The sequence below is a fragment of the Microbulbifer thermotolerans genome (assembly GCF_001617625.1).
Classification (GTDB): domain Bacteria; phylum Pseudomonadota; class Gammaproteobacteria; order Pseudomonadales; family Cellvibrionaceae; genus Microbulbifer; species Microbulbifer thermotolerans.
Genome location: NZ_CP014864.1, coordinates 2,587,829 through 2,602,289, shown reverse-complemented (window position 1 = coordinate 2,602,289; position 14,461 = coordinate 2,587,829). Strand labels below are relative to the sequence as shown.

At 54.9% G+C, this 14,461-nt stretch carries 14 protein-coding genes; 6 read left to right on the top strand and 8 right to left on the bottom strand.

Annotated features, from left to right (window positions below; genetic code table 11):
- Positions 1-248 precede the first annotated feature (248 nt).
- Together A3224_RS10875 and A3224_RS17420 are read left to right on the top strand one after the other, a co-directional pair.
- A complete protein-coding gene (locus A3224_RS10875; RefSeq protein WP_156481467.1) occupies positions 249-539 on the top strand; it encodes a hypothetical protein in 291 nt (96 codons plus the stop codon).
- Between the two features lie 184 nt (positions 540-723).
- The gene (locus tag A3224_RS17420) at positions 724-849 is read left to right on the top strand and encodes a hypothetical protein (RefSeq protein WP_265964969.1); all 126 of its coding nucleotides are present in this window, start codon (positions 724-726) and stop codon (positions 847-849) included.
- Between the two features lie 431 nt (positions 850-1,280).
- On the opposite strand, the gene A3224_RS17660 is transcribed toward A3224_RS17420, so the two are convergent.
- Positions 1,281-1,499: an OmpA family protein gene (locus tag A3224_RS17660; protein WP_067154367.1), complete on the bottom strand. Its 219-nt coding sequence runs from the start codon at positions 1,497-1,499 to the stop codon at positions 1,281-1,283.
- Between the two features lie 373 nt (positions 1,500-1,872).
- Between A3224_RS17660 and A3224_RS10865 the strand changes: the two genes are divergently transcribed.
- Complete coding sequence (locus A3224_RS10865) at positions 1,873-2,445, top strand: hypothetical protein (RefSeq protein ID WP_067154363.1); 573 nt, start codon at positions 1,873-1,875, stop codon at positions 2,443-2,445.
- A 571-nt stretch (positions 2,446-3,016) separates the two neighbouring features.
- Here the strand turns inward: A3224_RS10865 and A3224_RS16610 are convergent.
- Positions 3,017-3,619, bottom strand: coding sequence for a TIR domain-containing protein (locus tag A3224_RS16610; RefSeq protein ID WP_082817495.1), 603 nt, complete (start codon positions 3,617-3,619; stop codon positions 3,017-3,019).
- Between the two features lie 574 nt (positions 3,620-4,193).
- On the opposite strand from A3224_RS16610, the gene A3224_RS17125 reads away from it, so the two are divergent.
- Positions 4,194-4,388: a cupin domain-containing protein gene (locus A3224_RS17125; protein WP_197462974.1), complete on the top strand. Its 195-nt coding sequence runs from the start codon at positions 4,194-4,196 to the stop codon at positions 4,386-4,388.
- Between the two features lie 221 nt (positions 4,389-4,609).
- Here the strand turns inward: A3224_RS17125 and A3224_RS10850 are convergent, their stop codons facing one another.
- Together A3224_RS10850 and A3224_RS10845 are read right to left on the bottom strand one after the other, a co-directional pair.
- Positions 4,610-4,918: a hypothetical protein gene (locus A3224_RS10850; RefSeq protein WP_067154357.1), complete on the bottom strand. Its 309-nt coding sequence runs from the start codon at positions 4,916-4,918 to the stop codon at positions 4,610-4,612.
- A gap of 412 nt (positions 4,919-5,330) precedes the next feature.
- Positions 5,331-5,759: a hypothetical protein gene (locus tag A3224_RS10845; RefSeq protein ID WP_067154355.1), complete on the bottom strand. Its 429-nt coding sequence runs from the start codon at positions 5,757-5,759 to the stop codon at positions 5,331-5,333.
- 125 nt (positions 5,760-5,884) lie between these two features.
- Between A3224_RS10845 and A3224_RS10840 the strand changes: the two genes are divergently transcribed.
- Complete coding sequence (locus tag A3224_RS10840; RefSeq protein WP_231902364.1) at positions 5,885-6,919, top strand: Fe(3+) ABC transporter substrate-binding protein; 1,035 nt, start codon at positions 5,885-5,887, stop codon at positions 6,917-6,919.
- 130 nt (positions 6,920-7,049) lie between these two features.
- Complete coding sequence (locus A3224_RS10835; protein WP_231902363.1) at positions 7,050-8,687, top strand: ABC transporter permease; 1,638 nt, start codon at positions 7,050-7,052, stop codon at positions 8,685-8,687.
- 121 nt (positions 8,688-8,808) lie between these two features.
- Here A3224_RS10835 and A3224_RS10830 read toward each other — a convergent pair whose 3' ends face one another.
- From A3224_RS10830 to A3224_RS10815, 4 genes are all read right to left on the bottom strand, one after another.
- On the bottom strand, positions 8,809-9,870 hold the full coding sequence (locus A3224_RS10830) for an ABC transporter ATP-binding protein (protein WP_067154352.1): 1,062 nt from the start codon (positions 9,868-9,870) through the stop codon (positions 8,809-8,811).
- A 65-nt stretch (positions 9,871-9,935) separates the two neighbouring features.
- Positions 9,936-11,198 (bottom strand): adenosylmethionine--8-amino-7-oxononanoate transaminase, encoded by a 1,263-nt coding sequence (bioA, locus tag A3224_RS10825; RefSeq protein WP_067154350.1) that lies wholly within the window; start codon positions 11,196-11,198, stop codon positions 9,936-9,938.
- A gap of 82 nt (positions 11,199-11,280) precedes the next feature.
- On the bottom strand, positions 11,281-13,731 hold the full coding sequence (locus A3224_RS10820) for an ABC transporter permease (protein ID WP_067154347.1): 2,451 nt from the start codon (positions 13,729-13,731) through the stop codon (positions 11,281-11,283).
- Complete coding sequence (locus tag A3224_RS10815) at positions 13,731-14,447, bottom strand: ABC transporter ATP-binding protein (protein ID WP_067154345.1); 717 nt, start codon at positions 14,445-14,447, stop codon at positions 13,731-13,733. The genes A3224_RS10820 and A3224_RS10815 overlap by 1 nt, the downstream gene beginning before the upstream one ends.
- Positions 14,448-14,461 lie beyond the last annotated feature (14 nt).

Below are 14,461 nucleotides of genomic sequence, written 5' to 3'. Positions count from 1 at the left end.
AATAAAGCCGACGTTCCGAGCGGAGTTGCGCCAAACCGTTTTTTTTGGCGCAGTAGTCCTTCGCGGAATCTCGCGATAGTGTTTTTCGAGGAAAGGAAAAACTTTAGAAAGTGAATGGCGTTTTAAAAGTGTCCATGAATAGCGTGAATCTAGCACCTGACAAGGCCAGTCAGAGGGACACAAAACTCGCCGCTTTGCTGCGGTTTTCGTGCTCCTGCTGGCAGTGTTATGCATCTTAGTGACTTGAAGTGAATAATGTAGAAATGGAAGAAAAGAAGAAATTCCCTAAGGAAATCGCAATTGCACTGGCTGTCGTCGGTGTGCTAGTTTCACTGGCTCCAGTTGCCATCATTCAAAATGAGGCAGCAGTTTTACCCGTAATATTTGGCCTTTTAATGAACTTCGTTCTTATACCTTCTATATTTCTACTGTTTGGCGGTATCCAGAAACTACGTGATAAGCAGTTCAACTTGTGGAACGCATACTACCTTGGGCTCTTTGTTGCCATAGTTTTGGCGGCACAAAAGCTGGCTGCGTAGTGGCTATTCATAACAAGGCCGGGCCGTTTGCTCCAGGTCTTTGTCCCTTCGCGGGATATCTTATCTTGTGCGCATATTGCGGGGTAGTGAATCATCCTTTCTGTTAGTTTACCCGCGCGTGATCTAGGAGCGGGCCACGGTTAGACTGATAGTCGCCAAACATTCAGTCTAAAAGGAGATAACCGTGACCCACGATAATGAGAATACAGCAGCAATATCAGCTATGGCTGAAATCCTTTCTGATCAAGGATTTGATGGGCTGGCCTCGGCTTTCCTGGTTCTGCTCAACGAGCTGATGTTGATAGAATGAGATCAGTACCCGGGAGCGCCCTTCTGCGAGCGTTCATAGAGTCGTTGGGGCTATGTCGTACAAGATTCGGTATTTGCATATAGTTAACCTCGCTTTTGTCAAGGTTTTTTTAGTGTGGCCCGTAATTTGTTGATTTGTCAGTATTTATAGCGTTGGTTAAATTTTCTCCACAAAAGGGTTGTGCTGGTTATACGGGCGCTGGAGGCGTTTGTAAGCGGAATATACATAGAGTTATCCACTGTATCTGTGGACGATATGGATGAGAATGAGGTGGCTATCAGCTGGGGTGTCTTTGCTTCGCCACTACCTGTAGGCAAGAGCGCCCCGACTTGATTGGGTGTGTAGGTATTCGAGGTATCTATGCTGGCCGGGCTTGTTCGCTACTTACACTGTGAGCAAGCCCGGCTGAAAAGTTACTTCTCGCTGACTGCTCAGCAGAAGCGCATTTCTACCCGCCGGTTCTGGGCGCGACGGCTTTCAGCCTCATTGCTTGCTACCGGTTGTTGTTCTCCATAACCTTTTGCTGTCAATCTGGTGGCATCGACCCCGTTTTGGATTAGGAAAGCGCATACAGCTTCGGCTCGTTCACTGGATAGTTGTAGGTTGTAGTCGTCGTTGCCGCGGCTGTCTGTGTGGCCCGCAATTTCCACTTTCGGGTTTGCGGTTCAGGTAGTGTTAGCGATTCGGACCGATTTCTAACTGCTTGAGTCTCGCTAGTTGGTGGTCATCAGTGCGATAAGATGTAAATTGCGGTTCCGTATCAATTGCAGGAGCAGACTATTCTCCGTGGCCCTTTATTCCAATAGTGCTTCCCCAGGATGACCTGGCACTGTTGATTGCGGATATTCTGTCTTTATGCCGGCAACTGAAGGAGGGTGCTCTTTTGATGAACCAGTAACTTGATCGAAAGACGTTAGGCTAGATAAAAGAAGCTGTATCCATGTGCGTGATCTTTTTGCAACTTATAAACCGTGTGAAATGTCCTCGGGTGGTGGTCTCCATTATTGATATAAGGAAGAAAAGATGTTGACTGACAGGGCAAAAAAGTATCTGGCGACTCTCGAACGGGTGCCCTCTATTCCGACTAGAGAGATAGAGCGCATTCTGTCTGATAATGAATATCCATGTATTCCAGACTGGCTAGAATTTCATGACAGATTTTCCGGGTATATAGAGCCTTTGGGGCTGGATAGGGCCGTGTGGGGATTGGCCCATAATTCTCCTGTCTGGATGGATTCATTTTCTGTCGATGTTGAATGCGACAAAATAGAAGGAACTTTTGAGGTTGTCTGCGCAGATGTTCATCCTTCATATAATTATACTATTGATGATAGGGGGCATTTTTTCGGATTGGCTTCAGAATCTTTTGAAATTTATGTAGAACGCAAAGCGGTTGGTTTTTTATTTTCGAAAGCGGGAAGTGTGAGACCGATTAGAGTGGCGGATATCGAAGATGAAGTTATTGGGCATATACTGAATAAGGAAAATCTCATTTCTGAGGCGACAGATAAATTTTTCACTTATTATCGGTATGATAATTACCTTTGCGTGCAGAATTCTGAAAATTTATCGATAAATGGCTGGATTATAGTTTAGGGTGGAGAGTAATGAACGCCTACAAATGAAGGATGGGAAAAATGAGCATGTAGTATATGCGCGGCCATAGGTAAAAGTTACCATCACTGAGTAGTTGGTATGTTGAGTGGGTTGAATGGACAGTATCAATCAGAAATTTGAAGTGGCATTCGATGTTTCGATTCGGGTAGAGGTGCAGATTGATCCTTAGCTACTCGAGAACGGGTACTAATCATCAAGAGCGCTTGATGGGTTCGTTTGAGTGCTGTCATTGCTTCTGGGCGCTTAAACAATGGATGGATATTTCGGAAACGCACGGGTGCTTCCCTGTAGCGCCGACGGATATGCCCTTGTGCCCGATAGTTTTGAAAAATCCACCCCGCAGCCTGTGATTCTCATTTTGGACGTTTCTTTATTATTCAGGAACGAAATAATCTGTTGTTCCTTAGATATTTTTTATATTCACTGTCTCGGGTTGCATCTTCTTTCTTTAGAAAGTCTAAGACTTTGCGTTAATTGGTTTAACATGCTCTGATTTTAATCGGTCGCGTACGGTTAAATTTATAGAAAGACAGTTTACCAGTCTTTTTAATTACAGATCGCCTATGGCGTCGATCAGTGACTGAAGAGCGGATTCTGTAATAATAAAATCGCCTTTGTCCCAGGCTAGAGGATCATGTTTCGCTTGGAACTTTGCGGCACTTACTCGTTGAACAGGGACGCCATTTAGTACTAAGGATGAATTTCCTGAGAGATCTAGAACAATACCTTTAAGCGGTCTTTGTAGTGGGCGGCGTTTGCTTTCGCTTATGAACTGGCTCCACTCTTGCATGCACCACTGGCTGTGGGCAAATTCGTCTGTATACACAAAAATCATCGCTTTGGCTTCTGACATGGCCTTGGTGTAGAGCTCATTCCAGTCAGTTCTTCTGGCGCCAATGGGTATGGCTCCCGTTGGGGATCGCATATGTGAGCGATAATCTGGTGAGACAAAAGCGACATTTGGGGGCGGGACAGCATTTCCAAATGTATTTGCATGCATGGTATTACCAGATCGGGATACAACAGAATCTAGGTATACAGCATTTACGTGATACAAATTGTAATGTTTCATTAATTTGTCCCGTAGCCAATGGGCAAATGTAGAGCCGTGATTAACCATTGCAAAACTGAGTAGAATGAGCGTGTTGTCCATATGAATACCTTTCGGTTTGATGAGTTAGACTTTAATTAATTCGAATAAGTGCGGCAGTAGAAGGTAGGTCTCTATTTATTTATTGGAACTGCTGCTATAGCGCAGTTCAAATTTTCTTGTTTAAATGCTCAGTGATTGACGGTGCTGGGCAATATGGGCACGGAAATAGGTGGTTTGACTAAAATTTACCTGTTGGATCTTAGAGAGTATCCCAGCACGATGATTTCTTGGGAGCACTTTATGGACTGCGAGTTTCTATCCGATTGTTTCATATGGCTATGAAAAGTATGTGATGCAAGTTAGGTTTTACATGTTTTTCTGAGTTGTCTTGGGGTTGGCGTCCTATTTTGGCGTCAAATACTGCATAAGACAGCCGTAAAATATTTGTATTCAATGATCTGATTTTCAGCTTGAGTGGACTCTTCCCTGTATTCGATGCGTGAATATAAGGGCCACGTTAGTCATTTTTTGTTTTTGCAGCGCGAGATAACATACAGTAAATCATGTTTTTCTTTTTTTAAGCTAATTTTTGTTGCGACCTATATTCAATCAATGTCAGCAATAGGGCTTTCGAATGGATAAGGCAGAACTTAGAAGTTTCTCTGAGCCGGATGAAGTGCGAGAGTTTCCCAAGGGACGGGTGGAGTTGCTGAAGATCGGTGGCGGTGTCGTCGGCCGCGCTATTTTCGAGCCGGTCTGGCGATGGTCGGAATCAGTGCGGCCGATTTTAAATACACAGAGCTGTGATGCACCGCATTTTCAATATTAAGTTTTCGGCAGATTGAGGATATTAATGGATGACGGCACAGAGTTTGATTGTAAGCCCGGTGATGTGCTGTTACTTCCCACGGGACACGATGCTGGGTGGTAGGGAATGAGCCGGTAGTGGTTGCGGATTTCCAGGGAATGGCAGATTACGGCAAAGGAGAGTAAGTGCCGTTCCCTGGCGTCGAGTAAAGGCCACTTTGGACATCGGGAAAACCGATATCCTCAGTTCCGGTCCGGGCGGTCTGAAATAATTAAGCCGCTGTCTGGATCCACTTCCAGCGCGCGCGGCTTGCCTCCGTAAAGCGCTTTTATTTTCCAACGTCCTCCGGCAAACGTTGCTTCGGTAATCGGTCTAAAACCGAGGTTGTGTAGTTTGCTGCGAATAGTGGAGTAATCTAGGGCGATTTCGGAGGGTTTATCGCCATACAGATCGGGGCTATCGTAAATCGGAGCCGGGGTGTTGGGGTTCAGGTTCGGGGGAATGGGAAAGGTTAGGGCGTTTACGAGCAATACCGTGGCAACAAAACTCATGTGTAACTCCTCTCACTACCCAGAATAATGATTGATAATGTGAGGAGACCAAAATTCCCATATTTATTCGGGCAGAATTCCGCACTAGGGAACCTCTGATTCATTTACGTGAACACATCCGCCCCCGAAGAACCTCTGCTACCAGGAAATGAATTATTCAGAGGTTTCCCAGGTACCTCTGATTAATCGTATAAACACTGTTGGCAGTTCCGTGGTGCTCGGGTGGTGGGATGGATATTTCGAAAACGCGCAAGTATTTCCCTGTCGCTCCGCTGGGCACGTCTTTGTATCCGGCGGTTTCGAATGTTCAATCTCATTGCCCGAGCACCTCATTCGGGTAAGGTGCCTCTTTATCCTACAGGAACGAATTAACCAGAAATTCTTTGGTATTGAGACGCAGCGGGCAGATGATTCACTGCCCGCTCTGTTCCAGACGTTGCTGAATCATGCGGCACCATTCTTCGCTTCCGCCGTCAGGTCCGTGGGTTCCGTCGCCGCCGGTGAGTTTGTCTATCGCCAGGAACCATTCATCGGTTCCGACTTCCGGCAGGCCGGCGGGGTAGAGGTCGGCCATGTCGCCGTTTTGCATCGTTATTACTTGCTCGTGTACCCATACAAACCACTCCGGCGTGCAGATGGTGGCCGCGGCGCTATCGTCAGATGGGGGTTCCGCGGATTCGGGTGGGGCAGGTGGCGTAACCGGTTCTTCCATCATCTCGGTGGCGCCTTCGTCCGGCGGTGTAGTCTGGTGATCGCCGGGATCGTGGGTATCACTGTTGCGGCCGCAGCCGGCTAGGCCGATGGTGAGTACGAGTGCGATGAGTGCTAGGTGGTGGTACATGGGGCCTCCGCAAGTCGCCGTTTGTTTCTAAGCATAGGTGGAATTTGGCGGCACTGCAGGCAGTTGACTTTATCTGGGGTAAAAATGAGAATGCTTCTCAAATAAGTGGAGCAGGGCATGGATTAATGATGCGTATCCGATCTTTTTCTTTCGTCGCAATGTTTGTTGCAGGACTGGGCAGTGCGGTTGCGGTTTGTGCTGCGGAGCGGGTGAATATCTATTCCTACCGCCAGCCGTTTCTGATCGAGCCGGTGCTGGACAAGTTTACAGAGGAAACTGGCATCGAAACCAAGGTCGTTTATGCGAAAAGCGGCCTGAATGAGCGGCTGCAGCGGGAGGGACGCAACAGCCCGGCGGATCTGGTGCTGACTTCCGATACCCGCAACCTGATGGATTTGCTCGCCAAGGGCTTGACCCAGCCGGTGCGCAGTGACGTGCTGGAAGGGAATATCCCCGCACAGTTTCGCGATGAGAACGGAAATTGGTTTGGCCTGACGACACGCGCGCGTTTGATCTATGCCTCTAAGGAGCGGGTCAAGCCCGGTGAGATTACCCGCTATGAGGATCTGGCGGACCCCAAGTGGAAAGGCCGTATCTGCATTCGCAGTGGCAAACACCCCTACAATCTATCCTTATTTGCCTCCATGATTGCCCACCACGGTGAGGCGGAGACCAAAAAGTGGCTGCAGGGACTGAAAGCGAATCTAGCGCGCAAACCCCAAGGGAACGATCGCGCCCAGGTAAAAGCGATTAAGGAAGGGGTGTGCGATCTGTCTCTGGGCAACAGCTACTACTTTGGCAAGATGATCACCAATACCGAGCAGCCGGAGCAGATTGAGTGGGCCAAATCGGTCAATCTGGTGTTCCCCAACCAGCAGGATCGCGGCACCCATATGTTTGTTTCCGGAGCGGTGCTCACCAAGTATGCCCCCAACCGGGAAAACGCGGTCAAATTGCTGGAGTTCCTGAGTGGCTCTGAAGCCCAGTACCTGTATGCGGAGAAAAACTTCGAATTCCCCGTGCGGCCTGGTACGAAACGCTCCGAGCTGATCGAGGAATATATGGGCGAGTTTAAGGAAGATAGTTTAAGCCTGACGGAAATCGGCGCCCTGGTACCTGCTGCCTCTCGTCTGGTGGACGAGGTGGGCTTCGATTTTTAAAATCGTGGGACCCGATTAATTGTTGTGGCGCGGCCCCCGCTTTCCGGCGGGAGCCGCGTTTTTTGATTCTATGACCCCTGCATCTTCTCTTTCCCGCCGAAATTTTTCCGGTTTGCGGTGGATATTGTCGGTGGCGGCGATAGCACTGCTGGTGGCTCTGCCGCTGTTGTCAGTTTTCTGGCTGGCGCTGTTTCCCGAGGAGAATATCTGGCCGCATCTGCTGGATACGGTACTTTTCCACTATATTTCTGCGACCCTGATGTTGGCGTTTGGCGTCGCTGTGCTGACCTTGTTGGCAGGCGTGGGCGCCGCTTGGCTGGTGACCATGTGCCGCTTTCCGGGGCGGGGTTTATTCGAATGGGCGCTGTTGCTACCTTTTGCGGTGCCGGCCTATGTCATCGCCTATGTGTACACGGATCTGCTGGAATACGCGGGGCCGGTGCAAAAATTTCTGCGGGCGTTGTGTGGTTGGCAGACGGCGCGGGATTACTGGTTCCCGGAAATCCGTAGCATGGGCGGTGCTATTGCCATGCTATCTCTGGTCCTCTATCCGTATGTGTATATGCTGGCGCGGGCCGCCTTTATCGAGCAGTGCGGGAGTATCCGCGCCGCCAGCCGCTCCCTCGGTTGCACACCTTGGCAGAGCTTTTTAAGGGTCTCGCTGCCCATGGCGCGCCCGGCGATTGCAGTGGGCCTCTCTCTGGTGCTGATGGAGACACTGAATGATTTCGGCACTGTGGATTTCTTTGCGGTGCGCACACTCAGTGTGGGCATCTACGATACCTGGCTGAGCCGCGGCAATTTGGGAGGCGCCGCCCAGATTGCTTGCAGCACGCTGGTTTTCGTGGTGCTGTTGATCGTGTTGGAGCGCCGGGGGCGCAAGGGACAACGGCATTTTGTGCAGTCTCCCGTGGCGGGCAGCGATTTCTATCGCCTTCGTGGTTGGCGCGCTTTGTCAGCCAGTCTTTTCTGTGCGTTGCTTCTGATCAGCGGTTTTGGTGTGCCGATTGTTGTGTTGGGCGGTTATGCGCTGGACAACTTTTCCAGTTACTGGAGCGGAGATTTCCTCGCCATAGCGCGCAATAGCTTTCTGCTCTCCGGTGCAGCCGCAGTGGTGACAGCGGTTCTGGGATTGTTACTGGCCTACGGCAAGCGCCTGTATCCACGGCGGTCGGTTAAGTCTCTAGTCGGTTTTGCCAAGCTGGGCTACGCCATGCCCGGTGCGGTAATGGCCATCGGTGTGCTGATTCCACTGGCGGCCTTCGACAATGCACTGGACGCGCTGCTGCGCGAGCACTTTGGTATCTCAACCGGGCTGCTACTGTCCGGCAGTGTTTTTGCGATCGTATTTGCTTATGCCGTGCGCTTTCTCGCCGTATCTGCCGGTGCCATAGAATCCAGTCTGGACAAGGTTACGCCGTCGATGGACCGCGCGGCCCGCTCTCTGGGGCGCAACAGCTGGCAGACACTGTGGGCGGTTCACTTCCCTCTGGTGCGCGCCGGGCTTCTGAGTGGTGCGCTGGTGGTGTTTGTGGACTGTATGAAGGAACTGCCGGCCACGCTGTTACTGCGTCCTTTTGGTTTTGAGACGCTGGCGACCCATGTATATCAGTTTGCGTCCGATGAGATGCTGGAACGTTCCGCATTGGGCGCGTTGATGATTGTGTTGGTGGGGTTGCTGCCGGTAATACTTCTGAGCCGTTCGATGGGGCGCCGCAGGGAAGGGCAGGTGGCTGAATTGGTGGAGAGTGAGGCGCCTACTCTGTGATCCCACCGCTGGCCGCCCTTAGGGAGCTTCTGATGAATTCGCTTCCCGATGGTGAAGATACTTCTCGTCCGAGAGTGGAGTACCTTTAAGCCCTGAGAGCGAATTGATCAGAGATTCCCCTTCATTGCTTGAGATCCGCTCGCTGATGTTCAGTAAAGATTACCGGTGAGTTGATGCGCAAGGGAACTTCACTGCCCGGGGCGAACTGAAGTTCTGCGCTCAAGGTTGTTTCTATTATCCGCCCCGAGGGCAGGCGGAACTTGTACAGTACACTGCTGCCGAGAAAGCGCTTATCCACTACCTCGGCGTTTACCGCATCTGGATGTTCACCAGGTAGCAGGTCTTCGTTGCGCACAAAAATCTGGAATTTGGTACAGGCCGCTTGGACGGATGGAGGCAGCGGCATCCGCCCCATTTCTGTTTCGATCAGGTCCGGTTGTCGCAACTTTCCTTGCAGCAGACTGCCTTCTCCGACAATACGTGCCACCGCTGCACTGGCCGGTGTGCGGTAGGTATTTTCCGGAGTGTCCCACTGCTGCAGCCGGCCGCCGCTGAGTACGCCCAATTTGTCCCCGGCTGCAAAGGCTTCGTCGCGGTCGTGGGTGACAATCAGTGCAGCCATACCCTCTTCGCGCAATATCTGTCGTACTTCGGTGGCCAAACTGCGCCGCAGCTCCATATCCAGGTTGGAGAACGGCTCATCCATCAGCAGCAGCTGCGGGCGCGGCGCCAGTGCCCGGGCCAGGGCGACGCGCTGCTGCTGACCACCGGAGAGCTGGTGTGGATAGCGGTTGGCGAAGCTTTCCAGGTGCACCAGTTGCAGTAGTTGGCGCACACGGGCCTCCCGTTCCGGGGCGGGCAGGGATTTGAGGCCAAAGGCGATATTTTGTTGAAGATTCAGGTGGGGGAAGAGGGCGTAGTCCTGAAATACGACACCGATATGACGCTTCTCCGGCGGGGTGATGGCGTCGGGGGTGGCGATTGGTTTCCCTCCCAGTGCAATACAGCCTCCGTAGGGTGGCTGAAAGCCCGCGATGGCGTGTAGCAGTGTGGTCTTGCCACAACCGCTGGGGCCGAGCAGACAGGCGATCTCCCCTTTGTCGAGCGTGAAGGAGACAGATTCGAGAATCACTTTTTCGCCGTAACGGCATTCGAGGTCAGTAACTTTTAACAGCGCTTGCACGAGAAAATTCCGGGAAAATACATTTGCCGGGTGGACTAAGCGCAGCCCACCCACCACGGGAATTGTTAGGCCAGGACTTCGACCATGGCGTTTGTCAGTTGGCTCAGATCCTGTTCTGAAATTACATAGGGCGGCATGGCGTAGACCAGCTTGCCGAAGGGCCGCAGCCAGACGCCGCGCGCGATCAGCGCCTCCTGTACCCGCGCCATGTCTACCGGCTCGCGCATCTCCACCACGCCGATAGCGCCCAGGCAGCGCACATCGGCGACGGCATCGGCGTTGCGCAATGGAGCCAGTTCTCTCTGTAGTTGCTGTTCGATACTGGCGACACGCTGTTGCCAGGGGCTGGAGAGCAGCAGGTCGATACTGGCATTGGATACGGCACAGGCGAGGGGATTGCCCATAAACGTGGGGCCGTGCATAAAAACGCCCGCTTCGCCCCGGCAGATGCCTTCGGCAACTTTATCGGTACACAGGGTTGCGGCCAGGGTCATGGTGCCGCCGGTCAGTGCCTTGCCGAGGGTCAGGATGTCCGGGCTGATACCGGCGTGTTCACAGGCGAATAGCTTGCCGCTGCGGCCGAAACCGGTGGCGATTTCGTCGGCGATCAACAGCAGCTCGTGCTGGTCGCAGAGTTCGCGCACACGCTGTAAATATTCCGGTGAGTAAAAGCGCATACCGCCGGCGCCCTGGACGATTGGCTCGAGTATCACCGCCGCCAGTTGCCCGTGGTTTTCCTCGATCAATTGTTGCAGCTCGGCGATATCCGCGTCCTCGCAAGGCTCGTTAAAGGTGGGCCGCGGTGCGGGGGCGAAGAAGTGTTGAGTCAGTTGGCCCGCGAACAGGTGGTGCATGCCGGTGACAGGGTCGCAGGCGGCCATAGCGCCGAAGGTGTCGCCGTGGTAGCCGTTGCGCAGCGCCAGCAATTTGTTTTTTTCCGGGCGCCCCTGGGAATGCCAGTACTGCAGCGCCATTTTGATTGCAACTTCCACAGACACAGAGCCGGAATCGGCCAGAAAAACCCGTTGCAACGGTTGCGGGGTTATCTCCACCAATTTTTTGCACAGGTCGATGGCTGGCTGATGGGTGAGGCCGCCGAACATCACGTGCGACATCTTTTCCATCTGCTTTTGCAAGGCGGTGTTCAGCTCCGGCACATTGTAGCCGTGCAGGGCACACCACCAGGAGGACATGCCGTCGATCAGGGCGCGGCCATCTTCGAGGTAGAGGTGTACGCCCTCCGCGCGCGCTATGGGATAGACAGGCGGCGGGTCAATCAGGGAGGAGTAGGGGTGCCATATATGGGCGCGATCGAAGTCCAGATCCATACAGCTTTTTTGACTCAGTTCGGAGTTGCCCCAGCGGGAGCGGCCCGCTTCCGGCCGCTCCCGCAGGGAGATAAATTCACATTCACGCGAGTTCGCGCAGTACTCTCAGCGGTGGCTGACTGACTGAGCGGCGGCAGGCGAGGGTGCCCGCGGTGCCGACCAGCAGCGCGCCCGCCAGCGGGCCCAGCAGCCACAATTGCGGGTGGAAGGTGAGCGGCAGCTCGAAAACCCGTTGTGCCAGTACCGCCAGTGTCGCCTCGGCGCCGATGGCCGCTAGCATACCGGCGGCGGCACCGAGCAGGCCGAATTCCAGTATCAGGCTCTGCAGCAGCAACCGCCGGCGACCGCCCAGTGTGCGGATAATCGCTGCCTCCTGCAAACGTTCGGAGATACTGGCGCGCACACCGGCCAAAAGTACCAACACACCGGCCACCAGCATCAATACCAGGACGGACTCAATGGCCAGGGACACCTGGCCGATGGTATCGCGGATACTCTGGATGATCTTGTCCAGCTCGATCACGCTGACACTGGGAAATTCGCGTACCAGGTCGTTGATCAACAGCTTTTGCTCCGGCGGCAAGTAGAAGCTCGTGATATAGGTCGCGGGGAAATCCTCCAGGGTGCCTGGGGCAAACAGCATATAGAAATTGGGCCTCATGCTGTTCCAGTTCAGGGAGCGGAAGCTGGCGACCGGCGCCTCGATGGTGAGGCCGCCGACGGAGAATCGCAGCTGGTCGCCCAGGGACAAGTTCAGGCGCGCCGCCAATTCCACTTCCACCGACACGCCTTCATTGACCTTGTCCCACCACTCGCCCTCCAAAATCCGGTTGTCGGGCGCCAGTGTTTCAGTCCAGCTGAGATTGAGTTCCCGGCGCAGTGCGTTGTCTTTCTCTTTGATCTCCTTTACCGGCACACCGTTGATCGCCACCAGGCGCCCGCGCACCATTGGGTAGATTTCGGTGCTGACAATACGGTTGTCCGCCAGCATTTTGCGCAGGTCTTCAACTTCGTGTGGGGCGATATTCAGCAGAAAGTGGTTGGGGGCCTTTTCCGGCAGCTGCATGCGCCATTCATCGATCAACGCCGTGCGCGCGAACACGAGTGCCAGCATTGCCAGTAGTCCGGTGCCGAAGGCGGCGATCAACAGGGTGTTAAAGGCGGCGCGGCGCTGCAAGCTGCCCAGGGCGATACGCCAGGCACCACCGAAGGATGCCAGGTGCCCGCGCACTAATAGCCGGTTGACGAGGGCCGCACCGCCAACCAACAGTGCCAGGCCGCTAAAGAGGGCCGCGGTGATCGCAAGACTCCCGGACAGCCACCAGATCAGGATCAGCATGGAAGTGGGGCCGAGCACCAGCCCCAGCCATTCACGTCGGTCGGGGTTGCTCCAGTCCCGCCGCAGAGTCTGCATGGGGTCGGTGCGCGCCAGGCGCACGAGGGGAGCCACAGCAAAGCCGAGTGCGCAGGCGAAGCCGGTGGCCAGGCCGACGAGCAGTGGGTTCCAGCGGCTGGGAGGTGGTTCCACCGGAAAAACATCCGCCATCAGGGCCACGGCCTGGGACTGGATCAGACTGCCGGCGAGCAGGCCGACAGCGGTGGCCAGCAGGGTCAGTGCGGTCAGCTGGCCCAGGTAGATGGTCAAGACCTTGCCGCGACTGGCGCCGAGGCTTTTCATCACCGCCACGTAGGCCGTGTGGCGCAGACCGTAGCGGCGCGCGGCCAAGCCGACGGCGATGCCGGCCAGAAGTACGGCAAGGCTGCCGGCGAGGAACAGAAAACGCTCGGCGCGTTCAAGAGCCGTGGCCACTCGCGGCTGGCCATCGCGCAGGTCGATAACGCGCTGGTGTTCGGTCAATTGCGGTTTCAGCCAGGTGAAATAGCTCTGCAGCACTTTGTCGTCGCCGGCAAACAGATAGCGATAGCGCACCCGGCTGCCGGGCTGAATGACACCGGCGGCGGGCAGGTCTTGCAGGTGCACTAATACCCGCGCGCCCATGTCGAAGAGGCTGGTGCCGCGGTCGGGTTCCCGTTCGAGCAGGCCGGTGATTTTCAAACTGGTGTCGCCCAGTTGCAGGGACTCGCCCAAATGCAATTGCAGTAGGGGCAGCAGGCGCGGCTCGACCCAGGCTTCACCGGGCGCGGGGCCTCGTTGCACTTGGTGTGTGGGGCCATTTTCGCGATCGCGCACTTCCAGCTCGCCGAGTAACGGATAGCCCTCTCCGGCGGCCTTGACCGACGCGAACTGGAACTGGTCGCCAGCGGCGACCATGGATGCAAACTGCACCACTTGCGCTGTTTGCAGGCCGCGTTCGCGGGCTTCTTGCAGCCAGGCCGGATCCACCGGCTGACTGCTGCGCAGCACCCGCTCGGCGGCGAGAAAGGTCAGTGATTGTTGCTGCATCGCGCGGGCGAGGCGGTCGGTCACGTGGGAGATGGCGGTCACGCACGCAACCGCCAATACCAGCGCCGAGGCGATCAGGGCCAGTTCGCCGCCGCGCCAGTCTCTGAAGAGCAGTTTGAGGGGCAGCATCAGGTGGACACCTCCGGCAGGGACCCGCTGCCAGTTTCTCCCGCCGCTATCTCGCCCGCTACCATACGCATCTGCACGCCGCAGCGCTCGGCCAGACGCTGTTCGTGGGTGACCAGCACCAGGGTGGTGTTGGACTCTGCGTTGAGTTTGAACAGCAGCTCGATCACGCGTTCGCCGTTGGCGGCGTCGAGGCTGCCGGTAGGCTCGTCGGCGAAAAGAATACCGTCGTCACCGGAAAAGCTGGCAAATGCCCGCGCGATGGCGACCCGCTGCTGCTCGCCGCCAGATAGCTGGCGCGGGTAATGATGCAGCCGGTGTGAGAGGCCGACCCGGTCGAGGAAATTGCCGGCACGCTTGGCGGCACCGCGTTCTCCGCGCAGTTCGCTCGGCAGCATGACGTTCTCCAGCGCGGTGAGCCCGGGCAGAAGCTGGAAGGTCTGAAACACAAAACCGACGCAGCGGGCGCGCAGGGCGGCGCGCTGTTCCTCATCCATCCGGGTGATCTCCTCGCCGGCGAGCCATATGTGGCCGCCGGTCGGTTTGTCGAGACCGGCCAGCAGCCCGAGCAGGGTGGATTTGCCGGAACCAGAGGCACCGGTGATCGCGAGACTTTCGCCGCGGGCGAGTTGCAGGGAAATATTATTTAATAGGGTCAGCGGTCCCTCGCTGGTGCTGACCTGGTGGTACAGGTTTTCGGCCCTTAGCATGGCGGACATTCAGTGTTCCTTCT